Genomic DNA, 25,896 nt, shown 5'->3' on the forward strand with positions numbered 1-25,896 from the left:
TCTGGCGAACGGGAAATGAAGGTGCAGACTTCCGTTGCCCAAGCGTCTTTCGCTTGCGAAAGGTGCGTGCGAAGCCTGAGCGGCTTGCATTGGCAAATCTAAGAGTTTAAAGGTGAAAAGTGCAGGCTTCTGTTGCCAGGTGCCTGCGGACCCCGCCTTACGCTGCTAGGCGCAAGGACTTAGGTTTCGATTCCTCGAACCGCTTACGCGGCCAGAGCAACCGGAGCACGATTGTCATTTGCAATTGTACTGTTCGGGCCGATACGGTGGCACCCCGCCGAGACAAAGCATAACCCCTTTAGACGTTCGTCGATCCTGTTTCGACCCCGATCCGCCCCCAAATGAAGGGTGATTGGTGGAGTCGCCGGGTACCGCCCCCGGGTCCGATCCGCTTATTACGAGCGCGTTTATGTCCATAGTCCCCGAAGGGACATTATGAATATAGGCAGGCGTACAGGATTTGCAAACCTATGGAGAGCGGGTAGTCATGATTTTTTTTGCTGAGCGTGCGTGGCGCCACTACGCTTCGCGGGACGAAGCTGCCATCGAACGATCAAGGTAAGACTTTTGTCACCCGCCTTAGGATCCAACACAATAGCTTGAGCCACCGTAGATAACCGGAGCGTATCGGGGGCAATTTCCAAGCTGTCTGTTAAAGGGCTTGGCACCGGCAGGATCGCTGACGCGGCCTAGCTTATTGTCCGCGCAAGCGTTAATCCATGCAGCCTCACTGGAGCTAACGTTGCTATCAGGAACTATCCGAATAAGGGTGTCGCCTCCCCAAGGATATGCAACATACGTGGCCCGCAAGCTCGGATATCCACCGTTACCAAGCTCATAGTTGCAGTCAACTATCGCACGATGCTGGTCAGGGGCTGCGAAGTAGTCTTCCCGTTGTGGAAAGTCTTGATCTGGTGCGCCCTCCGCGTATGCCATCTGTACTGAAAGCATTGCCGTGAAAACTACAGCCGAAGCCTTGATTGAGTGCCGCATGTAGGTTTCCTTTGCCGGACAGAAGCTTGATTCCTTTATAGTATGCTATTTCTCCAAAGTGGTCGACATGTCTAAGCAAACAAGGTTATTGGATGCTTGAACCACGCCGGACGGAACGGATGCCTAGAATTCGCCCTTAGCGCCATAATGTATAGGCTGCATCATTGGTCACAAAGGGCTCGGAACAGACTTTCGCTGCGCCGGTCATTTACTGACAGCCGGCATCCAAGCTTTGCAACCGGCTAAACCGTCAAGCAAAAGCACCCGGCAGAACCTGCCGGGCGCTTTCATTTCTCTCAGAGCCTTCGGGCGATCAGCCCTTGCTGAACTCCGGATAGGCCTCCATGCCCAGCTCGGCCATGTCGAGGCCCTGGATCTCGGCCTCTTCGCTGACCCGGATGCCCAGCGTGGCCTTCAGGATGACCCAGACGATCAAGCTGGCGATGAAGGTAAACGCGCCGTAGGCGATGATCCCCAGAAGCTGCGTCATGAGGTTTGCGTCGCTATTGTAGAAGACGACGGCGATGGTGCCCCAGATGCCCGCAAAGAGGTGCACCGGGATGGCGCCGACCACGTCGTCGATCTGAAACTTGTCCAGCATCGGCACGGTCACGACAACGATCACGCCGCCCACGGCACCGATCCAGAGCGCCCCGAAAAGGCTGGGCGCAAGAGGCTCGGCGGTGATCGACACGAGGCCCGCAAGCGCGCCGTTCAGCACCATGGTGAGGTCTGGCTTTTTATACATGATCTGGCTGAGGATCAGCGCAGTCACGGCACCGGCTGCCGCCGCCATGTTGGTATTGGCGAAGATACGGCTGACGTCTGACACGTCGCCCACGGTCCCCATGGCCAGCTGCGAGCCGCCATTGAAGCCGAACCAGCCCAGCCACAGGATGAACGTACCCAGAGTGGCAAGCGCGAGGTTCGAGCCGGGCATGGGGTGGACGCGGCCATCCTTGCCGAACTTGCCCAGACGCGGGCCTAGGATGATGGCACCGGCCAAGGCGGCCCAGCCACCCACCGAGTGGACCACGGTCGAGCCGGCGAAGTCCTGAAAGCCCGCGGCATCAAGCCAGCCTGCGCCCCATTTCCACGACCCCGAGATCGGATACATGAAGCCGGTCAGCACGATCACGAAGATCAGGAAAGGCCACAGCTTGATCCGTTCGGCCAGCGCGCCCGACACGATCGAGGCAGTGGCGGCAACAAAGACCAGCTGAAAGAAGAAGTCCGATCCGATCGACGCGTAATCCAGCGCCGCGTCAGCGGCGGCCACGCCCACCGGATCGAGCACGGTCGGCACAAAGAAGCTGCCGACATAGCCGTTGAATTCGCCCGGATACATCAGGTTGAACCCAACGAGCCAGTATATGATCGCGGCGATGGAATAGAGCGCAATGTTCTTGGTCATTTGCATCGTGACGTTCTTGGACCGCACCAGCCCGCCTTCGAGCATGGCGAAACCTGCGGCCATGAAGAAAACGAGGAAGCCCGCCATGCAGAAAAGCAGGGTCGTCATGATATAGGGGCCGATCTCGTTGAAGTCGGGCGCGGCGGCCGCGTCCTGGGCAAGGCCCATCTGGGGCAGGGCGATCAGCGCTGCGACGATGCCAAGTTTGGTCTTGAATGACATGAGTTTTGTCCTGTCCTTTGTAGTGTGAGTGTCAGCTGGGAGGCGGCGCATCACAGCGCGTCCTCGCCCGTCTCGCCGGTGCGCACGCGGGCCGCATGGGCCAGATCCAGTACGAAGATCTTGCCATCACCGATCTTGCCGGTGCGGGCGGTCTGCATGATCGTGTCGCAGACCTGATCGGCCATCGACGAGGCAACGGCGATTTCGAGCTTGATCTTGGGCACGTAATTGACGGCGTATTCCGCGCCTCGATAAATCTCGGTATGGCCTGATTGCGCGCCAAAGCCCTTGGTCTCGGTCACCATCATGCCGCGCACGCCGATTGCGGTCAGCGCCTCGCGCACCTCGTCGAGTTTGAATGGCTTGATCGTTGCGATGATCAGTTTCACCTGACGTGTCTCCCTTGTGGCCGTGCAGTCGTCTGCACCTGTGCCCGAAGCTGACGACCTCTGCGGCGCGGCGTAAGGCGGATCTGCGCGTGACGTGCGGGATTTACGCAGCGCCGCCCAAATTGCGGGCGCCTCAAATAATCTGCCTAATTTTTAGGCATTATCTGTTTGGTCTGTTTTAGCCCCGCGCCATCGCTGGACAGCGCAGGTCCACGATCTAGTTAAAAAGACCGATAAGGAATGAAGGACAGGACAGCCCCATGAGTGATTTTCGCATCCCGCCGACCAATGCGCAGGCCCCCGCACAGGCCACTGCCGGACGCCGCCTTGGCCCCAGCCGCCGCAGCGTTCTTGCCAGCGGCGCGGCCGCCGGCCTCGGTGCCGCCCTGCCGATGGGCTGGGCCAAGCCGGCGCGGGCCGAACCCAAGCGCGGCGGAGTGTTCCGCGTCGGCGTGCATGACGGCAGCTCGACCGACACATGGGATCCGGCCACGACCGAGAGCATCATGATGATCCAAGCGAACCATGTCGTGCGATCGTTCCTGACGGAAATCACCAATCAGAACGAACTGGGCTCAGACCTTGCGCTGTCTTGGGAGGCGACCAAGGAGGACGCGACCGAGTGGCGCTTCGAATTGGCGCAGAATGCCACCTTCCACAACGGCAAGAAGGTGACGGCAGAAGACGTCATTGCGTCGATCAACTACCACCGGGCCGAAGGGTCGGCGTCGGCGGCCAAATCGCTTCTGGATGGAATCACGAATATCCGGGCCGATGGTGATTACGCGGTGATCTTCGAGCTGGATAGCGGCAATGCCGATCTGCCTTACCTCATGTCCGACTACCACCTGACCATTCAGCCCGCGCAGCCGGATGGCAGCATCGACTGGGCCAACGGCATCGGCTGTGGCCCCTACAAGGTGATCGACTACTCGCCCGGCATCAGCGCGGCCTTTGTGCGCCATGACGGCTGGCACCGGATCGATGAGGGGGCCTGGTTCGACGAAGTCCGCATGACCGTGCTCAATGATCCCAATGCGCGACAGGCGGCCATCGTGACCGGCGATGTCGATGCCGTGACGGACGTCGATCTGAAGACCGCTGGCCGCCTCGCACAGGCGCCGGGTGTCATTCTCGATAACGTGCCGTCGGGCACGCATATCACCATGCCGATGTTCTGTGACGTGGCGCCTTTCGATGATCTGAACGTGCGCCTCGCGCTCAAGCACGCAATCAACCGGCAAGAGATTGTGGACAAGATCCTCTTTGGCTACGGCACCATCGGCAATGATCACCCCATCGCGCCGTCGATGCCCTATTACGCCGACCTGCCGCAGCGCGAGCAGGATCTGGACAAGGCCAAGTATCATCTCAAGCAAGCTGGAATGGACAATCTCTCGGTCGAAATCTCGGTCAACGACGCGATCCTCGCGGGCGCCGTGAACATGTGCAGCCTCTTTGCCGAGCAGGCCCGCCCCGCCGGGATCGACATCAAGGTCAACCAGGAGCCGGTTGATGGCTACTGGTCGAATGTTTGGCTGAAAAAGCCGTTCTGCGTGGTGTCATGGGCCGCGCGCCCGACGCCGGACATCATGTTCAGCCAAGCCTACAAGGCGGGTGCCGATTGGAACGAAAGCCATTGGGAGAACGAGCGCTTCAACCAGCTTTTGCTCAAGGCCAAGGCCGAGACGGACGACGCCCTGCGATCCGAGATGTATGCCGAGATGCAAATGCTGTGCCGCGATGACGGGGGCACGATCGTGCCCTTCTTCCGTGAGCGGATGTCGGCGCGGCGTGATAATGTCCTGCGCGAGGATACCATCGCGGCCGTCTGGGAGCTCGATGGCGCGCGCGGCTATCACCGCTGGTGGTTCGCCTGATCTACGCCGGATGAGATTGACGCGGCCCGCCCGAGGTGACACCTCTGGCGGGCCGAACTTTGACCAAAGGTGATGCCCCGATGACCGACGATATCAACGCCGCCCACAACGCCAAGATGAAGCGCATCAAGGCCCAGCGCGACGCGCTGATGAAGCACAAGACCGAGGAGAAGGGCCTGATCATTGTCCATACGGGTGACGGCAAGGGCAAGTCGTCCTCGGGTTTTGGCATGATCATGCGCTGCATCGGGCATGGGATGCCCTGCGCGGTCGTCCAGTTCATCAAGGGCACGTGGGTCACGGGTGAAAAGACGCTGCTGCGCGAGCGGTTCGCCGATGAGTGCCGGTTCTTTGTCTCGGGCGAGGGCTTCACCTGGGAGACACAGGACCGCGAGGCCGATATCGCCGCCGCGCAGAATGGCTGGAAGATCGCCAAGGAGCAGATACTCGCCCCCGAAATCCAGTTCGTCCTGCTGGACGAGATCAACATCGCGCTGCGATACGATTATCTCGATATCGACGAGGTGGTGGACTTCCTGCTGACGCAGAAGCCCGCGATGACGCATGTCTGCCTGACGGGCCGCAGCGCCAAGCCCGAGCTGATCGAGGCTGCCGATCTGGTGAGCGAGATGAAGCTGGTCAAGCACCCGTTCCACGACGGGGTCAAGGCGCAGAACGGGGTCGAGATGTAGTCAGGGGCGTTCATGCGCGTTCAGCCAGTCCTTGATGATTTGCCGGTGGCGAGCGCGGCCATAGCTGGGGAAATGCCCGCCATGCACGATCTCGACGGGCAGGTCGTAAAGACGCACCATCGAGCGGTGATAATCCTCGGCGTCGGCGTGGTAGGTATCCTCGATCAGCGGGCCGTCATAGACGATATCGCCGGAAAAGAGGATGCCGGTCTTCGCCTCCCAGAGGGCGATACCGCCCGGCGAATGGCCGGGCGTGTGGATCACCTCGAAGGCGCGATCTCCGAGGTCGATCATGTCGCCATCCGCCAGTAGCCGGATCGCAGGAGCAGATTTCAGCCGGTAGCTCTCGGAGCTGTAGGGCAGGGGCGGCAACTGCGTGAAGATCTCGTCAGTGACGTAGGGATCGGCCAGCGTCGCGGCATTGGTCGGATCGGCGAGGATATGCGCCTCGGCCTCGTGCACGCAGCGATCGGCGAATTCGTGGTGGCAGCCCATGTGATCGAAATGCGTATGGCTGGCCACGGCGGTCAGGTCCCGCTCGGTCACCAGCGGCACCCATTCGCGCAAGCTGACGACGCCCATGCCGCTATCGACCAGCATATCCCGCTCGCGCCCCCGGACGTGCCACATGTTGCAGCGATAGAATTCCTCGATATGCGGCTCGCAGATATAGGTGACGTCATTCGCGCGGCGCTCCACGCGGTACCAGTCCTCGGGGCGGGCGCGCTTCATGCCTCGGCCTCGAAGACGCTGAGATCTGCGGGGTCCGCCGAAAGCTGTACGATGCTGCCCGTGTCGGGGCGGGCATTGGGGGGCAGATGCGCGATCAGGTCCATGTCGGGCGCGGCCTCGGGCGCGAGGTGGCAGCGGAAATGCGTGCCGAAGAAGGCGGCATCGGTAATGCGGGCGGCGCCTATGTCCCATGCGCCTTTGCCCATACCGATCTGCTCGGGCCGCAGGCAGAGCGTGACCGGGCCAAGCGGCGCACCATCGGGCGCGGGCAGCGCGCCGATCGCCGTTTCGATCTTGCCTGCGTTCCGCGTGCCTGGAATGCGGTTCATCTCGCCCATGAAGCCCGCGGCAAAGAGCGATCCGGGCCGGCGATAGATGCGGTCGGGCGGGCCGCAATCCTCGATCCGGCCACCATTCATCACCACGATGCGGTCGGCGATGGCCATCGCCTCTTCCTGATCGTGGGTGACGTGGACAAAGGTCGTGCCGACCTTGCGCTGGATCTGCTTGAGCTCGTCCTGCATGGCACGGCGCAGCTTCAGGTCCAGCGCGCCCAAAGGCTCGTCCAGCAGCAGAACATCCGGATCGACGGCAAGGCTGCGGGCCAGCGCAACGCGCTGGCGCTGCCCGCCCGAGAGGGCATAGGGGCGCTTTGATGCCGCGTCCTTGAGGCCGACGAGATCCAGCAGTTCCAAAGCCTTGGCGTCGCGCTGGGCCTTGCCCACGCCCGCCATGCGCGGGCCGAAGCCCACATTGTCGCGCAGCGTCATATGCGGAAAGAGCGCGTAATCCTGAAACATCGTTGTCGTGGGGCGTTTGGCCGGGGGCACATGCGTCATGTCGCGCCCGCCGATCAGCACCGTGCCGCGCGTCGGGTCGATGAAGCCGCCCAGCGTCGACAAAAGCGTGGTCTTGCCGCAGCCCGAGGGGCCGAGCAGCACGATGTATTCGCCAGCCTCGATCTCGAGGTTGATATCGTCGAGCGCGCGGAACGTGCCGAAATCGTGGCTGACGGCTTGGATGGCGATAGTGGCGGTCAACGGCGTTTCCTTCCGAAGATGAAGAGTTCGAGGCCGATTACCAGCGCGACCGAGACGAGAAAGACGATGGACCCGATGGCATTGGTGCGCGGCGAGAGGCCCGAGCGCAGCAGGCTCCAGATCTCGACCGGTAGGGTCACGTCAAAGCGCGTCATCAGGAAGGCGATGATGAATTCGTCCCAGCTGAGCGTGAGGCACAGAAAGAACGCGGCCAGGATCGAGGGCGCCAGCATCGGTACGGTGACGAGCGCCAGAACGCGCCATTCCGAGGCGCCCAGATCGCGCGCCGCGCGCTCGGCATTCTCCTGCTGCGCACCCATCGAAGCGTAGATGATCGCGAAGGCCAGCGGCAGGTTGATGACGACATGGCCCACGGCGGCGGCATAGAGCGAGGGGCCGGGTCCGTAATTGTTGAAGACGATCAGAAGACCGAGGCCGATGATGAGGTAGCTGACCGTCATCGGCGCGATCAGGAGACCCCTCATCAGCGCGCTGCCCGGCAGGACATGGCGCGCGAGGCCATAGGCTGCGAGAAAGCCGAGGATACAGCTGAGCGCCGCCGAGCCAGCGCCGACTAGCAGCGAATTGAGCAGCGCGGACATCAAACGATTGTCGCCCAGAACGTCCGCATACCATTTCAGCGTCGGCCCGTTGAAGGGCGGCACCGGCAGGCGGCCGTCCTGGAAAGAGAAGAGGACCAGCGTCAGCACCGGCAGGAAAATGAAGCCATAGGCCAGCGCCATGTAGATCCAGGGGATGCTGCGTCTCATAGCCGGTCGATCCTCAGCCAGCGGGACGCGCCCAGATAGGCCAGCGTCACAAGACCCATCAGCACGATGGACATGGCGGCGGCCAGCGGGAAATTCGCCCCGCGCCCCAGCTGCACCATGATAATCTGCGGGCCGGTCAGCTCGTTATTGCCGCCGAGGATCTGCGGCGTGATGTAGTCGCCGATGCACAGAACGAAGGTCAGGAAGGCGCCGGTCATGATGCCGGGTAGGGTCAGCGGCAGGATGACATGGCGAAACGCCTGCCAGCTTGAGGCGCCCAGATCGACTGCGGCGCGGCGGTAGTTGGGCGGCAGTTGCACGAGGTTGGCATAGATCGTCAGCGTCAGCAGCATGACAAAGAAATGCACGAAGCCCGTGACCGTGGCGAAGCGCGTGGAGGCCAGTGTCAGCGGCTCGGATATGAGGCCGATGCCCATCAGCGTCTGATTGATGACACCCTCGCGCGAGAGGACCAGAAGCCACGCGTAGGAGCGCACGACATAGGAGGTCCAGAAGGGCAGGATCGCCAGCAGGAGCGCGAGGCGCTGCCACCGCTCGGGCACGCGGTAGGCGATGATCCATGCCAGCGGATAGGCGAGAAGGACCGAGACGATCGTGACGGTCAGCGTGATCTCGAGCGAGACCATGATCGCGCGCAGAAGGTAGCTTTGCCCGAACAGCCGCGCGTAATTGTCGAAGCTGAAGCCCCAGATCAGTTCTCGCCCCTCCAGCGTGGCAAGGCTCATCGCCGCCATCACACCGAAGGGGACCACGAAGAACGCGAGCGTCCATAAAAGCGCCGGGGCGACAAAGCCCCAGCCGCGTATCGTCTCGGACTGCGCCATCAGTGCTGCAGCATTTCCAGCCAGACATCCTGCATCTGGCCGTCAAGCTCGGCATCGGGGGCAGGGTAAAGCTGAGCGCGCTCGAGGTATTCGGCCTGATTGTCCCAGCGCAGAACGTCCTTTTGTGCGTCGGTCAGGTGCTCGCCGGCCTTCTCATTCGCCGGCATCCCCCAGTAGCAGGAGGACGTGGCAAGGCGCGCCTGGCCTTCGGGGCTGGTGATGTATTTCACGAACTCGACGGCCATGTCCTTGTTCTCGCTCGTCTCCAGCACGCCGATGGATTGCGACCAGCGCACTGCACCCTGATCGGGGATGGTCCATGTCAGCTCGGGCTGCTCCTCGGCCAGAACGGCGGTCAGCCACTCGCCGCCGCCCACGACGATATCGACCTCGCCGGTGGCGAGCGCGGTCTGGCTGGCGACAACCTCGCCGACCGAGCGCGCATTTTCCTTCATCGTGAAGAGCGTCTCTTTCAGCGCGGGCAGGTCGTCCACCGTCAGACTCGCCGTCTCCTTGCCGTTCGCGATGGCGGCGAGGCCCATGACGGGCAGGTAATAATCGTAGACCGCGATGCGATCTTTGTACTTGTCGCTCCAGACGGTGCTCAGATCCTGCATGTCCGCCGCGTCCACCTTCTCGGAGTTGAAGGAAATGGTGTTATAGCCGAATTTCTCGGTCACGGCGTAGGTCTTGCCGTCCATCGTCACCTGATCTTCCATCGCGACGCCGGGCCAGAAATCGCCCGTCTGCAGCTCATCGCCCGGCAGCTCGGCCATCAGGCCTGCCTCGACGGCGCGGGGCACGTCGATGCCGTCGATCACGAGAACGTCCCAGTCGCCGGGGCGCGACTGCTCGAGCAGGGCCAGCGCGGTCGCGGTGCCTTCATATTCGCGCAGGTTGACGCGGATGCCGTGCTCTTGCTCGAACGGCTCGATCAGCGCGGGGTCGGTGTGATCGCACCAGACCAGTGCGTTCAGATCCTCGGCGGCCATGGCCGAGGCGGGCAGGGCCAGCGTGGCGGCGGTGCCCAGAAGGGCGCGGCGAATGGACGGATGGGTCATGTCTCAAATCTCCATGTTGGTGTGAGCCGTGCGGACTTGTCGCCGCTTGATGAAAAAAATGAGTTGCCTCAAAATTAAAGTCAACACTAAAATTGGGGCAGCATCAGAAGAGGGCCAATCCATGTCGGGCTTGCGCGCAAAACAAAAAGCGGACCGGAACGAGCGGATCCTGAAGGCCGCGGTCACGCTTTTTCGCGCTGACGGCTACCGCGCCGCGCGGATCGAGGACATGGCGGAAATGGCCGAAGTGTCGCCCGGCACGGTCTACAACTACTACGGCTCCAAGGGTGATATCCTCTTTGCCACCGTCGCCATGGAGGTCGAAGAGGTGCTGGCGGCTGGAAATCAGATTGTGTCGGACCCGCCCCACGGCGCGCAAGAGGCGCTGATGGCATTGATCGGCAGCTATTACGATCACTCGCAGGATTACCTCAGCAAGGAGATGTGGCGCACCGCTTTCGCTCTGTCGGTCGAGGCGCCGCACACCCCGAATGGTGTGCGGTTTTCCGAACTGGACCGTGCGCTGTCGGCGCAAGTGGTGGCGCTGATCACGCGGCTGCAGGCGCGCGGCGAGGTGGCAGCGCATCTGGACGCGCAGGCGCTGGGTGAGGTGGTGTTCAACAATCTCAACGCGATGTTCATGGAATTCGTCAAGGATGACGCGATGACACTGGACCGGCTCAAGGCCGAGGTCGCGCGTCAGATCGCGCCGCTCACCGCGTTGATTTCACGCTAGGCTCGCAATAAGATCAAGGTTCTGCCGGACGTTCCTTTGCGGGACGTTTTCCCGCAACTGCATTTCGGCGGCGAATTTCGGTTTGCAAGGCACCTCGGACCGCGAAACGTCCATCCTTTGCGTATGATCACCGCCGCCACTCGGCCACCCGGCCAATCAGCGATCTACCCTTGCCAACAAGGGCGGATCGCACGACATCACGGCCAAGATCCTGTCCACATCCGATTTCGGAGGTACTTTAGATGAGACATTTGCTTCCCGCCGCCGCGCTGGCCCTTGCAAGCATTGCGGCGCCCGCCTTCGCGCAAAATATGTTCGGCCCACTGATCACACCGGACGCGCTTGAGACCCGTCTGGAATCCGACGCGCCCCTCATCCTAGACATTCGCGGGGATGCCTATGCCGAAGGGCATATCCCCGGCGCGGTTTCCGCCCCCTATGGCGATTTTCGTGGCCCAAAGGAGAACCCCGGTCAGGTCATCCCCGAGGACAAGTTGGAGGCGATGCTCCAGAGCCTTGGCGTCACCTATGAAAGGCCCATCGCCATCGTTCATGAGGGCGACAGCGACACTGATTTTGGCGCCGCCGCGCGTGTCTATTGGACGCTCAAGTCCTCGGGGCTGACGCAGTTGGCCATCGTCAACGGCGGCATGCAGGCCTGGGAGGCTGAAAAGCGTCCGCTGATGACCGGCTCACTCCGGCCCGAGCCGTCGGATATCGACATCACATGGACGGATAAGTGGCTTGCCACCACAGACGAGGTGGCCAATGTCGTGACCGGCGGCCAGGATGCGCAGCTGGTGGATGCGCGTCCGCTTGATTTCTTTGAGGGGCGCAGCGCGCATGATGCCGCCGCACGGCCCGGAACGCTGCCGGGTGCGACGAATGTCACCCATTCCAACTTCTTCACCGAAGGCGGGCGCATCGTGGATGCGCAAGAGGCCAGCACCATAGCCGAGCGTCTGGGACTTAGATCGGACCGTCCGGTCGTGTCGTTCTGCAATACGGGTCACTGGGCTGCGACAGATTGGTTCGCCATGTCCGAGCTGGCTGGCATGGATAACGTCAAGCTCTATGCCGAGAGCATGGCAGGCTACTCGCAGACGGATAACGAGATGGCCAATGTGCCGGGCCTTTTCCGGAACCTCTGGAATCAGGTCATGGGCTACTGATGTCTGCGACTGCTCAGGAAGCCCCATCCGCCGGCGCGCGCATCTTGCCGCGCGCCGGTCTGATCTTTTTGGCCGCGCTTCTGGTGGCAAGTGTCGCCGCCCTTGCGGGGGCGCGGTTCGGCCTGATGCTGGCCATCGGCCTAGGGATCGGCATGACGCTTGAGGGGCTGCGTTTCGGCTTTGCCGGACCGTGGCGTGCGATGATCCTGCGGCGCGAGCCTGCGGGCGTACTGGCGCAGCTTTTGTCCATCGGTCTTGTGGCCGTCGTGGCGTTGCCGCTTTTGGCCAATAGCGGCGGCGAGCTGGTCGGCGCCGAGGCGCCCATCGGGTTTGCCATGATCGGCGGCGCCTTTATCTTTGGCGCCGCGATGCAGGTGGTGCTGGGCTGCGGCTCGGGCACGCTGGTCAACGCGGGCAGCGGCAACCCCGTCGGCCTCGTCGCGCTACCATTTTTTGCGCTGGGCAGCTTTCTGGGCGCCTATCACCTTATCTGGTGGACCGAACTGGGGGCGTTGCCCATCATGACGCTCAGCGGTGCCAGCGGCCTTGGCATCACGCTGACCGGGCTTCTGGCGGTGGCCGCAATCCTTTTGTGGCGCGCGGCGCCGGGCACTCGGACCATTCCGCGCCGCCTGATCGTGGCCGCGCTGCTGCTGGCGGCTTTTGCCGTCGGCAACTTTCTGGTGGCGGGCCAGCCTTGGGGCGTGGTCTATGGCCTTGGTCTTTGGGTCGCCAAGGGCGCGGCGGGCATGGGGCTGGACCTTGCCGGATCCGCTTTCTGGTCGGCGCCCGGCAACGCCGCGCGCATCGAGGCGTCGGTGCTGACCGATTACACCTCGCTCACCGATTTTGGGCTGATCGCGGGAGCCTTCATCGTGGCAAGCTGGCGGGCCGGGGGCCTTTCGGCGCCTTTGCCAAAGTTGCCGGCGCGCGCGTGGGCGGCGACAGTGATTGCCGGACTTTTGCTGGGCTATTCCTCGCGGCTCGCTTTCGGCTGCAATGTGGGCGCATTTTTCTCGGGCATCTCGACGGGCAGCCTCCATGGCTGGGTCTGGTTCGCAGCGGCGTTCTTTGGCTCCTATTACGGGATCAAATTGCGACCCGTGCTGGGCCTCGAGGCGCGCCGATGAGCCGCCGGATCATCGCCCTCGCCGCCATGGCTTTTGCCGTTGGCATTGTCGCGCTTGATATGGCGGCCTCGCCGCCCGATCCGTATGCGGCGCCATCGCCGATCGCCTATGGCTCGGGGCAGGCGCAGTCAGGCGGGTTTTGCGGGGCGTTGCCGGACTGACGAACGCTGCTGGATGCAAATAGGTGCTCGACTCGCGCCCAGTTCGATACTTCTGCGCGATTGTTGCCACCGCAGCACCTTGGGGGCTGGAAAATGCCTGCGCGCTGACCAATGCGCCGCCATTTGTCATGAGCCTTCTCGCGCCAAGGATCGGCATCACCGGCGCTCTGATCGCGGCTAGCCCGCTGTCCAGCCGCCATCGACCAGCAGATGCGTGCCGGTGATCATCGCCGCCGCATCCGAACAGAGAAAGACCGCCGGCCCCATGAGATCCGTCACCTCGGCCACGCGCGGTAATTTGATCTTGGCCTCGATCCAGGCGCGCTTGTCCGGATCGGCAAACGTTGGCGCCGTCAGAGGCGTCAGCACAAAGGTGGGGCAGAGCGTGTTGATGCGCACGCCCATCGGGCCGAACTCGATCGCCATCGCCTTGGTCATACCCTCGAGGCCATGTTTTGTGGCGCAATAGACCGCGCGGTCTGGTCCGCCCACATGGCCCATCTGGCTGGACACATTCAGGATCGCCCCGCCGCGCCCTTGCATCTTTTGCGCGGCGGCCTGGGCAAGGAAGTAGGCCGCACGCAGATTCACATCCATCACGGCGTCATAGTCCTCGGGCGTCGTTTGGGATGCGGGGCCGTGCCGTGCGAGGCCAGCGGAACTGACAACGATGTCGAGCGTCTCAAAGCGTGCCACAGCCTCCCGCATTGCCCCGATATCGGTGATATCGAGCGCGAGCGTATCGGCCTGATGGCTCGCCTCGATGAGTGCGGCTGCCGCCTCATCCAGCTGCGCTGCGCCGCGCGCGGCCAAGGTCACATGCGCGCCTGCCTCGGCCAGTGCGGCAGCCAAGGCAAACCCGATCCCGCGCGAGGCGCCGGTGACGAGCGCGCGCTTGCCGTCCAGCCGCATCGACGGGGTGCGGGGCAGCTCCATCAGTCCTTCGCCACCGGGGCGCCCTCGCCATAGGGAACATTGACGCCGCCGTAGCGACGCACGCGAATGTTGCACTGCTCGGCATGGCCGACAAAGCCCTCGAGCATACACAGGCGCGAGCCATAGGCGCCGATACTGGCCGCCGCCTCGTCAGTTGTGATGCGCTGATAGCTGTGGGTTTTCAGAAACTTGCCCACCCAGAGACCGCCAGTATAGCGCCCGGCCTTTTTCGTGGGCAGCGTGTGGTTCGTTCCGATCACCTTGTCGCCATTGGCGACATTGGTGCGCGGGCCAAGGAACAGCGCGCCGTAGCTGTGCATATGCTCCAGAAACCAGTCGTCGCGATCTGTCATCACCTGCACATGTTCGGATGCGATATCGTTGGCGACCTCCAGCATCTCGTCATAGCTGTCGCAGACGATCATCTCGCCATAATCGCGCCAGGAGACGCTGGCCGTCTCGGCGGTGGGCAGGATCTCCAGCAGGCGGTCTATTTCGGCCAGTGTCGCATCGGCCAGCTTGCGCGAGTTGGTCACCATTACGGCGGGCGAGTTATAGCCATGCTCGGCTTGGCCCAGAAGATCGGTCGCGCAGAGCTCGGCATCGACGGTGTCATCGGCGATCACCATCGTCTCGGTCGGGCCGGCAAAGAGGTCAATCCCGACGCGCCCGTAAAGCTGGCGCTTGGCCTCAGCCACGAAGGCGTTGCCCGGGCCGACCAACATATGCACCGGATCAATCGTTTCGGTCCCGATGGCCATGGCGCCCACGGCCTGCATCCCGCCCAGGACGTAGATTTCATGCGCGCCGCCCATATGCTGCGCGGCGACGATGGCCGGGTGGGGCGCGCCATTGACGGGCGGCGCGGCCGAGACGATGCGCGGCACGCCCGCGACCGAGGCTGTCAGCACCGACATGTGCGCGCTGGCCACCATGGGGAACTTGCCGCCCGGCACATAGCAGCCCACTGATTGCACCGGGATATTCTTGTGCCCCAATATGACGCCGGGCAGCGTTTCGACCTCGATATCGGTCATGGACGCGCGCTGCGCCTCGGCAAACCCGCGGATCTGGGCCTGCGCGAATTTGATGTCCTCCATCTCGCGTGCCGTGACCTTCTGCATCGCGGCCTCGATTTGGCTGGGCGTCAGGCGAAAATCATCTGGGGCATAGCCATCGAACTTCTCGCTCAGCGCGCGGATGGCAGCGTCGCCGCGCGCTTCGATATCGGCCAGCGTCGCTTCGACGATGCCGCGCACCTTCGTGTCATCTTCGCTGCGCTCTGCCTCTGACTTGCCACGTTTGAGATACTGGATCGCCATGACGTCCCCCTTGATGATTGCACGCCTCAACGCGAGGCTATCAAACTCAAGGAAGGGGGTGAATGGCAAACGATGTGGTGCTTGATGCGGCGCCTGGCTGGATGATGCGTTCAACAGGCGCCGGATTTATCCCGCAGGTGTGCGGACGTGGCGCAAATGGCCTGTTTTCATCCAAAGTCGCGCCCCCTCGGGGCCGGCGGTCAGATCCAGCGGCTGACCATCGGGCCGTCGCAGCCAAGCGCCCTTGGCAAAGGGTGTATCCGCGAGGGTTGCCGCACCGTTCAGCATCAGTGCCTCGATCCCGCCTTCGACCGCTTCGTGCAGATGCGCACCGGGGGCCATCTGGATCAGGCTGACACACTCGCGCGCATCGCTGTGTAGCGTCCCGCGCCGGATGCCGTCCCGGGGCGCACCGAGCCGGTCCTCCATGCGGATGGACACCGGGGTGCGATCGTCCGCATCGAATTGCCAGAGCTTGACAAAGATCGTGCAGCCCGCGTCCGAGCGGGGTGTGTGCCGGGTGGTCGGGGGATTGCGCACATAGCTGCCCGCCGGATAATCGCCATGCTCATCCGAGAATACACCCTCCAGAACGACGAACTCCTCGCCCCCGCCATGGGTATGCGCATCAAAGCTGTGACCGGGCTTGAAGCGCACGATGCTGGTGGCGCGCGCTACCTCTCCGCCGATCCGGTCCAGCATGCGCCGCTCGACCCCCGCGGCCGGCGAGCCGTGCCATGGCAAATCGCCAGTTTGCAGCAGGACGGCTTTGGTGAAGTCGGCATTGATCTGCATCATGGGGCCTCTCGGGGTCGGGCTTGGATTGGGGTCTGCGGGGGTAGATGACAGCAATGCCGGGAATTTCAAGTTGGACCGCCGCGCAGGCGCGCTATCTGTTCTATCGACGGGCGCTGAGCCTGTTTATGGTCCCGGAGGCACCTAAATGACACGATTTTTGGCACTGACATTGGCCCTCGGTCTAGGGTTTCTCATTGGCGCACCCGCGCGCGCAGTAGATCTGGCCGCGCCATTCGCGTCGATAGACGGCGGCGAGCTGGCTGTGGATCAGTGGCGCGGGCAGCCCGTGCTGGTGGTCAACACGGCGTCGCAATGCGCCTTTACCCGCCAATATCGCGGCCTTCAGGATCTGTATGATCGCTATCGCGCGCAAGGTCTCGTTGTGCTGGCCGTGCCGTCGGATGATTTCAGCCAGGAGCTGGACAGCAACGAGGCCGTCAAGGAATTTTGCGAGCTGCAATACGGGATCGACATGCCCATGACGCAAATCACGCATGTCCGGGGGCAGGGCGCGCACCCGTTCTATGCCTCTCTGCGCAGCAAGACCGGGTTTGAGCCGCGCTGGAATTTTAACAAGGTGTTGATCGGGCCGGATGGCGCGGTGGTCGGTACGTATCCTTCGGGCGTCGATCCGCTGTCTGGCGAGATCACTGGCGCGGTCGAGGCGCTGCTGCAATGAAAGATCACGCGCTCGTTGCGTGCGAGAACCGCGAGAATGCCGCGATCACGGTCTATTATGACGGGGCATGCCCGCTTTGCCGGGCGGAGCTGTCGCATTACGCGCGCCGCGACCGCGAGGGGCGGCTGGGCCTCGTCGATGTCTCGCAAGAGGGCGCAAACCTGCCCGAGGGGCTGGGGCCCGAGGAGGCCAAGGCCCGTTTTCACGTGCTTACGCCGGATGCGCAACTGACCTCGGGGGCCGCGGCCTTTGCCGAGGTGTGGCGCCAGGTGCCGGGCTGGAAATGGGCGGCGCGAATTGCGCGCGTGCCCGGCGTGCTTCCGGTTTTGGAACTGGCCTATCGCGGCTTCCTCAAGATACGTCCCCAGATGGTCGGAGCGTTCAAACGCCTGTCACGGTCGTAGGCGCTGCGCCCTGAAATAGGCAAGCGGCGCGACCACGCGTTTTGCGCTGCTATCGAGGCGAATGGGGCAGACAGTGGCGCATCGGCGGCAATGCGACCTCCCCAAACCCGCGATGCTCATCACCCTTGGTTTTCAGGGCTGGTGCGCGATCTGATGGTGCTGGCCAAGGCCGCAGCCTAGGTTGCACTGTATCTCATGCTCTTTGATCATGGCCGCAGCCGGGCGTCAGAGCGGTGCGGTCTGTCCAATGCGGATCCCCAAAAGGAGAGCAGCCGGACCTCGACGGGCCCGGCTGCTCTGTTGTTTTCGCTGAAGGGCTTTACTGCGACAGCGCCGCGCCGCTGGTGATGAGCGACGGCACGAATTGCTGCAGCGCACGGTTCCAGCGCGTGATCGGCTGCTCGGCGATGAAGACCACGTCATTGGGGCGCAGCTGCATGCGTGTGGCCAGGATCATGTTGCTGGCATTCGATGCATCGAGGTGCCAGGCTGTCACCAGATCTGGCCGGCCCGGCTCGGGCGAGCCGCGCAGCACGTAAAGCTGATTGGGATTGGCCTTTTCAGTCGTGTACCCGCCGGTCTCGAACATCGCATCGGCCAGGGACGCCTCGCGCCCGAAGGGCAGGGCAAAGCGGCTGGGCGTGCGGAATTCGCCCGTCATGTAGACATAGTCGCGGTCGACGGCGTCCATCTCCATCTGGGCGCGGAAGTTGTCCCGGCTCTCGTCCAGCGCGTTGCGGCGCAGCGTCACCTCGGAGTTGAGCGCGTTCAGCGCCTGCACCCGTGCGCCTTGGCGGAATTCGGCAAGGCGGATCTGCTCTTCGAAATAGGCCTGCGCGCGGGCCAGCTCGTACTCGGTATCGACAAAGACGCTATCGCCATCGACGAGGCGACTTTTCTGCACATTGGGCCGGCTGAGATACTCGTTCAGCGGGATCTGGTAGAGCGTGCCGTCGCGGTAAATGCGGATTGACGCATAGTCGAGGTCGGACGTCGCGATGCCGCCCGCCGCGGCCAGTGCGGCGTCCAGCGTGAGGGGCGTCAGGCCCACAGGCACGACGGTCGGATTGCCCACGGCGCCGCCCAGGGACACGCGCTTGGAGTTGAATTCGGCGATCTCGAGGCTGAAAGTCGGATCGATCTGGTTCTCGACAAGGCGCTGGAACAGCATCGCCTCGGCTTCTTCCAAAGTAAGACCGGCGAGGCGGACACGGCCCACATCGGGGATCGCGATGGCGCCGTCATCCTGCACCGTATACCCTTGGCGTGCGTTCTGCGCCGCCAGAAGACCGCTCAGCTCTTCGACGGTGTTGTTCCCGGCCGTCTTGGTCGCCAGGAGCAAAACATCGCCGACGCCGATCTCGTAGGGACCGGGGTTCACTTCGGGCAGCAGGCGGATTTCCATGTTGGCGGGCCGGTTCTGACGGTCGATCGACGGAGCGGGGCCGCCGCCGCCGGCGCTCATGCCGCCGCCGCTGCCGGCATTGGCAAAAAAGACGGCGGGCAATTCCTTGGGGCGGTAGGGCGCGCCGTTTGCGACACGCACAGAATCGGCTGTCAGCTTGAGAACGCGCACATCGTCGCCGGCATCGCTGACTTTGGGCGAGATATAGGCAACGCCGCAGCCTGTCAGGGCAGTCAGGCTGATCGCCAGGGCCAATCGTTTGAGCATGATGTCTCCGCCAAGTTGTGCTGGTGTCCCCCTTTGCCCTCAAACTGGGGCTTGTTGCAAGCCCGCTATGGCCCAAACGGATGCCGCTGCGCCCCGCTTGTTGCCCTCAAGCCGCAGGCTTTCGCGGCCCCGTGCATGAGGTGGCGACGCGGCATTCGCCTGGGAAGCGCTTGGGTGGCGGCCTTGTTGCGGGGGGCGGAACGCCTTATGTTTAGCGGCGCCGACGTGACGTCTGGCAGCGTTTTTTTTGGATTGCAGGGCTCGTATCTAACATGCGCAACTTGATCACGCGGGCGTTTGGCCGAAAAAAAGGCGCTGAGAGCGCCTCCGGCGCCGAAGCGGGCCGCACGGACAGGAGCGGGACCAACGACATCGATACGGCCCTGATCGCGCCCGCGCGCCCGCTTTACGCCATTGGCGATGTGCACGGGCGCGATGACCTGATCGAGCCGATGATCGAACGGATTGACGCGGATGCGGCGGCGCGCGGGTTCGATGCAGCAGATCTGATTTTTCTGGGCGATTACGTCGATCGCGGCCCACGCTCGGCCGAGGTTCTGGCGCGCCTGCGCGGTATGGCCGAGACGATGCCCGACATGGTCACCTGCCTTGGTGGCAACCACGAACGCATGATGCTGGATTTCCTCGATGATCCCGCCGGACGCGGCGCGCGCTGGCTGATCAATGGCGGGATCGAGACGCTGGCCAGTTATGGCGTGGACGGTCTGGATGCCAAGTCGCCGGGCAAGGCTCCGGTCGAGGACATGATGGAGGCCAGCGATGCGCTGGCCCGTGCGATGCCCGACGGGATGGCCGATTGGCTGCGCGCGTTACCGCTCTGGTGGCAGAGCGGGAACATGGTTTGCGTGCACGCGGCGATGAACCCGGCGCGCGCGCCCGAGGATCAAAAAGATCGCGCGCTGATCTGGGGTCACCAGGATTTCGGCGCCAAGCCGCGGCAGGACGGGCTATGGGTTGTCCATGGCCACACCATCGTCAAGGAGCCGTTGTTGGAGCCGGGCCGCATCTGCGTCGACACCGGCGCCTACGCCACAGGGCGGCTGACTGCGGCGGCGCTGACAGCAGGCGCATGCCGCTTTCTGTAGATCGCGCCACGTCTGGGACAGCCCATCCGCAACAGCGCCCGTACTTTTGATACCGCAGTCTGCGGCGACACGTGCAATCGTGCCGAACTTGGACCTATGCTACGCTTCAACACCCGGCGCCCGGCCTGATCCGCGCGCGAAGCATGAAGGGCGCGCGCATGGCGAACTGGTCATTTCATACCGACCGCGAATCGGTCATCGCCGAGCCGCATGCCCGACCGCCGATGCCCGCTTCACCCGGCGACACCCTTTTGCATCTGGGGCTTGGCTGCACCAGTGAGGCGCGGCTGGCGCTGTTTGGCCTCTTAGGGATCGACCCCGAACTGAAAAACGATCGCCATTGGAAGAAAGATTACGGTCGCTTCGGGCTGAAGCTGGAACAGCATACCGAATTCATGTCCATCACGCTGTTGGCTGCGAACGACGGAAAGAGCGCCGAGCTGACAGACCTGCTTAACCGTATCGCAGCGGTCGAGGGCGCCGAGGCGATCACGCTGACCCGCGTCGAGATGGCACCCGAAGGGACCAAGCCGATGCCACCGGCCCGCGCCTTCGGCGGCACCATGCGCGGCGGTATGGCGGTCCTTTCGACCCTGACGCCCGATCCTGCGGGTTTCATCGTTTATCATGTTCACGCACGGCCCGGATCGCCCGACGAGACGGGCCGCCGCGTGCAGCGCCTGATCGAGATGGAGACCTACCGCACGCTTTGCTTGCTGGGTCTGCCTCTGGCGCGGCGTACGGGCGAGAGCCTGGCGGGCGACGAGCGGCGATTGATCGAGGTGGTGGGCGCCATGGGCTCCGAGAGCATCGAGGGCGACGGCACGCTTTTCGAGCATCTGTCGCAGCTTTTGCAGAAAAGTAATGCGATGCGCGCCTCTACGCGTTTCCGCTTTTCGGCCAGCCTTGCCTATTACAATCTCGTCCAACAGCGCCTGACCTCGCTGGAGGAGGAGAAGCTGGACGATCTTCAAACCATCAGCGGTTTCGTCCGCTCGCGGTTGGAGCCGAGCATGGCGACGATCGACAGCACCGCCGCACGTCAGCGCACGCTGATCGACGATCTGTCACAGGCGCTGTCGCTGTTGCGCACGCGCATTGACCTGGCGCTGAACCGTGACAACCAGACGGTTTTGAAATCGCTGGATGCGCGCAACCGCAAGCAGGTGCTAATCGCGCAGACGGTCGAAGGGCTGTCGGCTGTCGCGATCTCTTATTACGCGGTTGGCCTTCTGTCCTACGTGCTGAAGGCGGCGGCACCCCATATCTGGCCGGGTATGCCGCAGACAACGCTGATCGCGATATCGGTCCCCATCGTGGTCGCAGCGGTCTGGATCACGCTCCACCGTCTGCGCGGGCGTTGGGAAAAGGGCGCATGAGCGCCCGCCGCATCACTCCGCCAAAAACGCCGTAATAACTTCTGCCACGTCCTCGGGCGCTTCTTCGTGCATGAGATGTCCCAGACCGGGCATCTTGCGCACCTGCGCATGGGGCATGCGGGCGGCGGCACGCTCGGACACCTCGGGCGGCACAGCGCGGTCGCGTGCGCCGGTCAGCATGAGCGTCCGGTTCTCGATCCGTCCCAGCTGTGCAAGCAGATCCTCCAGCGACCATTGCGACATCATGGCCAGCGTCGCGTCCACATGCGCGCGGTCTGAAACCAGCCGCTGATACAGCGCGATGCCCTCGGGCGGCAGCTTTGACCCCGTTCCCTCAATGAGGCGCGTGACACTCGCCGTCGACGAGGCCGTTGCGGCGAAAAGATCGGCAGTGAAGGGCGTCATGGCCAAGAGCTTGGCCAGCCGCGGGAACAGCCATCCGGCCACGCCCGAGAAATTCGACAGCGCCGCGTTCAGCGTCACGATGCGCATGTCCGGCCGCGCGATACGCAGCGCCAGATCCAGCGCGATGGCGCCGCCCGCCGAATGGCCGATCAGGGCGGCGGGAAGCCAGCCTTCCGCCGCGATCAGCTCGGCGATATCGGCGCTCATGCCCTCCAGCCCGCTGCGCTGGCGCGCGCCGGATTGAGTAAACCCCTGGCCGGGCAAATCGAGCGCGATGACGTGGAAGGAGTGCGCGAGGATGGGCATCAAGCCGCGCCAGCTATGGGTGGCGCCGCCCGCGCCGTGCAGCAGGATCAGCGTCGGCCCATCGCCCATCTCCTGCACATGCCAGCGATGCGGGCGGTGCAGGATCATCCGCGACTGCGCCGTGATGGGCCAGCCTTCACTATCCTGGGGCCAGCGCATGTTCAGCCGTCCATGACCGAGCGAACGGCCTCGGAAATGCGCCGCGCGTCGGCGCGCGGCAGCACGAAATAGGGGGCGTGCATCGCGCTTGCGAGCGTCTCCAGCGCCGTCTCGGGGCGTGCGCCCATATCGACGACCAGCGCGCTTGCGCCGCTGGCGGCGATGGCGCGGCCCATCTCGGCGGCATCCTCGCCGGCGCGCGCGCGGTCCGGGCTGCCATCCAGCGCGATATTGGCGCGCCCGTCGGTCAACAGGGCCAGTGTCGGCGTCATGCCCTTGGCCCGCGCGGCGCGGGCCAGCTCCATCGCGGCGCGCAGGCCATGAGCCAGGGGCGTGGCGCCGCCGCCGGGCAGGGCGGCCAGCTCCCGCTTGGTCCGCACGAGCGAGCGTGTGGGGGGCAGCAGCACCTCGGCCTCGGTGCCGCGAAAGCCGATCAGCGCCACGTGATCGCGCCGCGCATAGGCGGCGGCCAGCATCAGCTCGACCGCGCCTTTGGCCTCGGCGAGGCGGGTCATGGCCGCCGATCCCGACGCATCGACGACAAAGATCAAAAGGCGGTCCGCGCGTTCCTCGTAGCGGCGCAGGTGGATGTCGGACGGGCGTATATGCAGGCCGGCGTGGTCCGGGCGCTGCGCCGCGCGCGCCTTTTGCCATGGGGCGGCGGCGCGCAACGTGGCCACCAGATCGAGCCGGGCGGCGCCGCCGAGGCGCCCCTTGCGCGGTGTCAGGGGGCGGCCCCGCCGCTTGCCGGTCGTCTTGTCGCCGCTGCCCGATCCCTTGGCCTGCCGGGCCTTGCCTCTTGCGATGCGGGCCAGCATATCTTCGGGCAGGCGCGCCAGGATGGCCTCGATCAGAATGTCGTCCGGAAGTTGATCCGGCAGCTGATCGGGCAGGGCCTCCGGCTCGGTTTCGCTCTCGGGCGGGGTCTCGGGCGGCTCCGGCACCTCCGGGGGCGCCTCCTCCTCCATCTCGGGCAGGCAGGTGGCGCGGGGCGCCAGCACCAGCGTCGCCGCGATCTCGATATCCGCATCGCTCACGTCGGCGCGGCCCTCCAGCGCCGCGTGGGCGGACGCGGCGCGCATCGCGAGGCAGGCGGCGCGCGGGCTGGGCACGCCAAGGGCCTCGGCCAGCATGGCGATCCGGTGGATGTGATCTTCGCCAAGGCGGGGCAGGCGCAGGGGTCCGGGCAGGGTAGAGCGCAGGGGCGCGATATCCGCCAGGCTCAGCCCTTCCAGATCCAGCGCAAAGGCCAGCCGGTCGGTCAGCGCGGAGGGCGCGCCCTCATCTTCGCTGGCCGCCTCGTCGAGCGCAATCAGCGGATGCGCGTGAGTGCCGCTATCCATCATTGCGGCCAGCCGCGCGGCCAGTTCGGGGCGCGCCCGCTCGGCCATGGGCAGGATCAGAGGGCCATCATGCGCGGCCAGTCCGGCTTGCCGGACCATCCGGCCTGCGGCCAGCGTCGCGTTGAGGTCCAGCCCACCGAAAAGCGCGGCATCGTCGATATCGGGGCCAAGGCGCCGGGCGGGGCGGGGATAGCCTTTCAGCGCCGCAAGAAACGCATCACGCGCCGGGCCGCTGCGCGCGCGCAAGGTGATCCCGCCCAGACCGACGGGGTCCACCGCCAAAAGGCGCAGCGCCAGCATGGCGCGCGTCCAGCTGGGATGCTCATGGCGAACGGGGGCAGGCGCGGTGGGCATCAGCCCAGCACGGTCTCGATGACGCGGCCGACGCGCGCGCCAGATCCCGCATCATCCAGCGGATCGCGCCGCAGCCGGTGGCGCAGGGCCAGCGGCGCAACGGCGCGGATATGGCTGCGCGTGATGGCGGTGTCGTCGCGCCAGGCGGCATGGGCGCGCGCGGCCTTGAGGAGGGCCAGCTCGCCGCGCACGCCGTCCGATCCCAGTGCGATGCACAGCTCGGCCACGTCATGGAGGCACGCTTCGTCGGGCTTCAGCTCGCGCAGGGCGACACGCGCGCGCAGGATCTGATCGCGGATGGTGGCATCCTCGGCCTGCCAGCGCAGCATGAAGGCCGCCTTGTCATGATCGAACGCATCACGGCGGCGCAGCACCTCGACGCGGCTAGCAATATCCGTGGGCGATGTCACATCGACCGATAGGCCGAACCGATCCAGCAGCTGGGGGCGCAACTCCCCTTCCTCGGGATTGCCCGAGCCGACGAGGACGAAGCGCGCCGCATGGCGGATCGACAGCCCCTCACGCTCGACCACGTTCTCGCCCGATTGGGCCACGTCCAGCAGAAGATCGACGATGTGATCCTCCAGCAGGTTCACCTCGTCGATATAGAGGTATCCGCGATTGGCCTGCGCCAAGAGGCCCGGCTGAAACACCTTGGTGCCATCGACCAGCGCCCGCTCGATATCGAGCGCGCCGGTCACGCGGTCCTCGCTGGCGCCCAGCGGCAGATCGACGACGGGCGTCGGGATGCTGTGCGTGCGGGGCGAGGTGATATTGGCCCATGCGGGGCAATCGGAGGGCTTGGCCGCGTTGACCGGGCAGCCCTCGACCGCCGTGATCGGCGGCAGCAGCGCGGCGAGGGCGCGCACGGCGGTGGATTTGCCGGTGCCTCGATCGCCAAAGACCAGAACGCCGCCGATGGAGGGGTCCACGGCGGTCAGGATCATCGCCAGTTTCATCTCGTCCTGTCCGACGATGGCGGAAAAGGGGAATGGCTGGGTCATAGAGGCTCCGATGCGAGGCAGGAAGGATTGGGCGCCAGCGGCGAGACGCAGTTCCAGCTGCCCATGTCGGAATGGATGGCGAAGCGGGCGTACAGCTCTTCGCTGAACCAGTTTTCGGCGCGCACGGCGCGGATCGCCTCGGCATGGGGGCCGGTGCGGGCAAAGGCGGCCATGCTGGCGGTGTCGGGCCAGATCGAGAAGGTGACCTGATGCAGCCACGGCACTTCGCCGATGCCGATCTTGAACATGGTGCTGGTATTGCTGCCGATCACGCCCGAAATATCCGGCACGCGCCCCCAGAACCGGGCAAGCACCGAAGGGCGGATGGTGGCGCGTGTGAGGGCGGCAAGGGCGGTGCCTTCGCCTGCATCCGCTTGCGGTTGGAACGGCGCCTTGCCCGACCACGCGCCGCGCGATGAAAGAGGGCGCAAGAGGACGGTCCACGACTCGCTCGCCATGCTGCGGTAGCGGCCGAGGATGCCGCCCCCGGTCAGCGCAGCGCGCGCCGTGTCGGCATCGGGCCAGGTCGCGAGGATGGCGTAGACGCCCAGATTGGGGCGCGGGGTAAATCCTACGCCGGTGCCGGAGCCGCACAGTTTCCAAAAACCGATGCCGGGCACGCGCGCCATGGCGGGGCGCGCAAGCCCCATCATCGCAAAAGCCCACAGCCGCGCGCGCAGCCCATCGAAGCGATGGAAGGTGAGTGTCACGATTTGTCCCGTGTCAGGTATGTCCCGGTCAGGCGTATCCATGTCAGGCCAGATTCCCTGCGGCCTCCTTGTGGCGTAAACC

The 25,896-nt window shown here is 64.3% G+C and carries 25 protein-coding genes and 1 other RNA gene; 10 read left to right on the top strand and 16 right to left on the bottom strand.

The window, feature by feature from the left end; all coding sequences use genetic code 11:
• Positions 1-118: 118 nt before the first annotated feature.
• The 3 genes from ssrA to BW975_RS14585 all read right to left on the bottom strand — a co-directional run bounded on the left by ssrA (position 119) and on the right by BW975_RS14585 (position 3,018).
• Positions 119-471, bottom strand: a transfer-messenger RNA (tmRNA) gene (gene ssrA / locus BW975_RS14575).
• Between the two features lie 835 nt (positions 472-1,306).
• The gene (amt, locus tag BW975_RS14580; RefSeq protein ID WP_076535045.1) at positions 1,307-2,629 is read right to left on the bottom strand and encodes an ammonium transporter; all 1,323 of its coding nucleotides are present in this window, start codon (positions 2,627-2,629) and stop codon (positions 1,307-1,309) included.
• A 50-nt stretch (positions 2,630-2,679) separates the two neighbouring features.
• Positions 2,680-3,018, bottom strand: a complete 339-nt coding sequence (locus BW975_RS14585) for a P-II family nitrogen regulator (protein WP_076535046.1) — start codon at positions 3,016-3,018, stop codon at positions 2,680-2,682.
• A gap of 260 nt (positions 3,019-3,278) precedes the next feature.
• Between BW975_RS14585 and BW975_RS14590 the strand changes: the two genes are divergently transcribed.
• Both BW975_RS14590 and cobO read left to right on the top strand, forming a co-directional pair.
• On the top strand, positions 3,279-4,898 hold the full coding sequence (locus BW975_RS14590) for an ABC transporter substrate-binding protein (protein ID WP_083687126.1): 1,620 nt from the start codon (positions 3,279-3,281) through the stop codon (positions 4,896-4,898).
• An 80-nt stretch (positions 4,899-4,978) separates the two neighbouring features.
• Complete coding sequence (cobO, locus tag BW975_RS14595) at positions 4,979-5,590, top strand: cob(I)yrinic acid a,c-diamide adenosyltransferase (protein ID WP_076535047.1); 612 nt, start codon at positions 4,979-4,981, stop codon at positions 5,588-5,590.
• Here cobO and BW975_RS14600 read toward each other — a convergent pair whose 3' ends face one another.
• Genes BW975_RS14600 through BW975_RS14620 form a run of 5 tightly spaced genes read right to left on the bottom strand, consistent with a single transcriptional unit; the run spans position 5,591 to position 10,038 of the window.
• A complete protein-coding gene (locus BW975_RS14600; RefSeq protein WP_076535048.1) occupies positions 5,591-6,322 on the bottom strand; it encodes an MBL fold metallo-hydrolase in 732 nt (243 codons plus the stop codon).
• Complete coding sequence (locus tag BW975_RS18465) at positions 6,319-7,362, bottom strand: ABC transporter ATP-binding protein (RefSeq protein WP_076535049.1); 1,044 nt, start codon at positions 7,360-7,362, stop codon at positions 6,319-6,321. Before BW975_RS18465 ends, BW975_RS14600 begins: the two co-directional genes overlap by 4 nt.
• On the bottom strand, positions 7,359-8,132 hold the full coding sequence (locus BW975_RS14610; protein WP_076535050.1) for an ABC transporter permease: 774 nt from the start codon (positions 8,130-8,132) through the stop codon (positions 7,359-7,361). The genes BW975_RS18465 and BW975_RS14610 overlap by 4 nt, the downstream gene beginning before the upstream one ends.
• Positions 8,129-8,977, bottom strand: coding sequence for an ABC transporter permease (locus tag BW975_RS14615; protein ID WP_076535051.1), 849 nt, complete (start codon positions 8,975-8,977; stop codon positions 8,129-8,131). The genes BW975_RS14610 and BW975_RS14615 overlap by 4 nt, the downstream gene beginning before the upstream one ends.
• On the bottom strand, positions 8,977-10,038 hold the full coding sequence (locus BW975_RS14620) for an ABC transporter substrate-binding protein (RefSeq protein WP_076535052.1): 1,062 nt from the start codon (positions 10,036-10,038) through the stop codon (positions 8,977-8,979). Before BW975_RS14620 ends, BW975_RS14615 begins: the two co-directional genes overlap by 1 nt.
• A gap of 121 nt (positions 10,039-10,159) precedes the next feature.
• Here BW975_RS14620 and BW975_RS14625 point away from each other — a divergent pair, with 121 nt between their 5' ends.
• The 4 genes from BW975_RS14625 (at position 10,160) to BW975_RS18120 (ending at position 13,237) form a co-directional block, all read left to right on the top strand.
• Positions 10,160-10,774: a TetR/AcrR family transcriptional regulator gene (locus BW975_RS14625; RefSeq protein ID WP_076535053.1), complete on the top strand. Its 615-nt coding sequence runs from the start codon at positions 10,160-10,162 to the stop codon at positions 10,772-10,774.
• 242 nt (positions 10,775-11,016) lie between these two features.
• Positions 11,017-11,946, top strand: a complete 930-nt coding sequence (locus BW975_RS14630) for a sulfurtransferase (RefSeq protein ID WP_076535054.1) — start codon at positions 11,017-11,019, stop codon at positions 11,944-11,946.
• Positions 11,946-13,076: a YeeE/YedE family protein gene (locus BW975_RS14635; RefSeq protein ID WP_076535055.1), complete on the top strand. Its 1,131-nt coding sequence runs from the start codon at positions 11,946-11,948 to the stop codon at positions 13,074-13,076. Before BW975_RS14630 ends, BW975_RS14635 begins: the two co-directional genes overlap by 1 nt.
• Positions 13,073-13,237 carry a hypothetical protein gene (locus tag BW975_RS18120; RefSeq protein ID WP_170846583.1) on the top strand — a complete coding sequence of 55 codons (165 nt, stop codon included), beginning with the start codon at positions 13,073-13,075 and terminating at the stop codon, positions 13,235-13,237. Before BW975_RS14635 ends, BW975_RS18120 begins: the two co-directional genes overlap by 4 nt.
• Before the next feature lie 177 nt (positions 13,238-13,414).
• On the opposite strand, the gene BW975_RS14640 is transcribed toward BW975_RS18120, so the two are convergent.
• The 3 genes from BW975_RS14640 to BW975_RS14650 all read right to left on the bottom strand — a co-directional run bounded on the left by BW975_RS14640 (position 13,415) and on the right by BW975_RS14650 (position 16,293).
• Complete coding sequence (locus tag BW975_RS14640) at positions 13,415-14,173, bottom strand: SDR family NAD(P)-dependent oxidoreductase (RefSeq protein WP_076535056.1); 759 nt, start codon at positions 14,171-14,173, stop codon at positions 13,415-13,417.
• Positions 14,173-15,495: a histidinol dehydrogenase gene (gene hisD / locus BW975_RS14645; protein WP_076535057.1), complete on the bottom strand. Its 1,323-nt coding sequence runs from the start codon at positions 15,493-15,495 to the stop codon at positions 14,173-14,175. Before hisD ends, BW975_RS14640 begins: the two co-directional genes overlap by 1 nt.
• A 126-nt stretch (positions 15,496-15,621) precedes the next feature.
• Positions 15,622-16,293: a cupin domain-containing protein gene (locus tag BW975_RS14650; RefSeq protein ID WP_425288645.1), complete on the bottom strand. Its 672-nt coding sequence runs from the start codon at positions 16,291-16,293 to the stop codon at positions 15,622-15,624.
• 145 nt (positions 16,294-16,438) lie between these two features.
• Here BW975_RS14650 and BW975_RS14655 point away from each other — a divergent pair, with 145 nt between their 5' ends.
• Together BW975_RS14655 and BW975_RS14660 are read left to right on the top strand one after the other, a co-directional pair.
• Entirely contained in the window at positions 16,439-16,972 is a 534-nt protein-coding gene (locus BW975_RS14655; RefSeq protein WP_076535058.1) for a glutathione peroxidase, read from the top strand.
• The gene (locus BW975_RS14660; protein WP_076535059.1) at positions 16,969-17,376 is read left to right on the top strand and encodes a thiol-disulfide oxidoreductase DCC family protein; all 408 of its coding nucleotides are present in this window, start codon (positions 16,969-16,971) and stop codon (positions 17,374-17,376) included. Before BW975_RS14655 ends, BW975_RS14660 begins: the two co-directional genes overlap by 4 nt.
• A 319-nt stretch (positions 17,377-17,695) precedes the next feature.
• Here the strand turns inward: BW975_RS14660 and BW975_RS14665 are convergent, their stop codons facing one another.
• On the bottom strand, positions 17,696-19,048 hold the full coding sequence (locus tag BW975_RS14665) for a polysaccharide biosynthesis/export family protein (protein ID WP_083687127.1): 1,353 nt from the start codon (positions 19,046-19,048) through the stop codon (positions 17,696-17,698).
• Positions 19,049-19,320: 272 nt separating this feature from the next.
• On the opposite strand from BW975_RS14665, the gene BW975_RS14670 reads away from it, so the two are divergent.
• Positions 19,321-20,154 (top strand): metallophosphoesterase, encoded by an 834-nt coding sequence (locus BW975_RS14670; RefSeq protein ID WP_244512582.1) that lies wholly within the window; start codon positions 19,321-19,323, stop codon positions 20,152-20,154.
• Between the two features lie 158 nt (positions 20,155-20,312).
• The gene (locus BW975_RS14675) at positions 20,313-21,533 is read left to right on the top strand and encodes a DUF3422 domain-containing protein (protein ID WP_076535060.1); all 1,221 of its coding nucleotides are present in this window, start codon (positions 20,313-20,315) and stop codon (positions 21,531-21,533) included.
• Between the two features lie 12 nt (positions 21,534-21,545).
• On the opposite strand, the gene bchO is transcribed toward BW975_RS14675, so the two are convergent.
• Genes bchO through crtA form a run of 4 tightly spaced genes read right to left on the bottom strand, consistent with a single transcriptional unit; the run spans position 21,546 to position 25,856 of the window.
• The gene (gene bchO / locus BW975_RS14680) at positions 21,546-22,403 is read right to left on the bottom strand and encodes an alpha/beta fold hydrolase BchO (RefSeq protein ID WP_076535061.1); all 858 of its coding nucleotides are present in this window, start codon (positions 22,401-22,403) and stop codon (positions 21,546-21,548) included.
• A gap of 2 nt (positions 22,404-22,405) precedes the next feature.
• The gene (locus BW975_RS14685; RefSeq protein ID WP_076535062.1) at positions 22,406-24,100 is read right to left on the bottom strand and encodes a magnesium chelatase subunit D; all 1,695 of its coding nucleotides are present in this window, start codon (positions 24,098-24,100) and stop codon (positions 22,406-22,408) included.
• On the bottom strand, positions 24,100-25,104 hold the full coding sequence (gene bchI, locus BW975_RS14690) for a magnesium chelatase ATPase subunit I (RefSeq protein WP_076535063.1): 1,005 nt from the start codon (positions 25,102-25,104) through the stop codon (positions 24,100-24,102). The genes BW975_RS14685 and bchI overlap by 1 nt, the downstream gene beginning before the upstream one ends.
• Complete coding sequence (crtA, locus tag BW975_RS14695) at positions 25,101-25,856, bottom strand: spheroidene monooxygenase (RefSeq protein ID WP_076535064.1); 756 nt, start codon at positions 25,854-25,856, stop codon at positions 25,101-25,103. Before crtA ends, bchI begins: the two co-directional genes overlap by 4 nt.
• Between the last annotated feature and the right edge of the window lie 40 nt (positions 25,857-25,896).

Origin of the sequence: Roseovarius nanhaiticus, from assembly GCF_900156535.1 — a bacterium.
GTDB lineage: Bacteria > Pseudomonadota > Alphaproteobacteria > Rhodobacterales > Rhodobacteraceae > Roseovarius > Roseovarius nanhaiticus.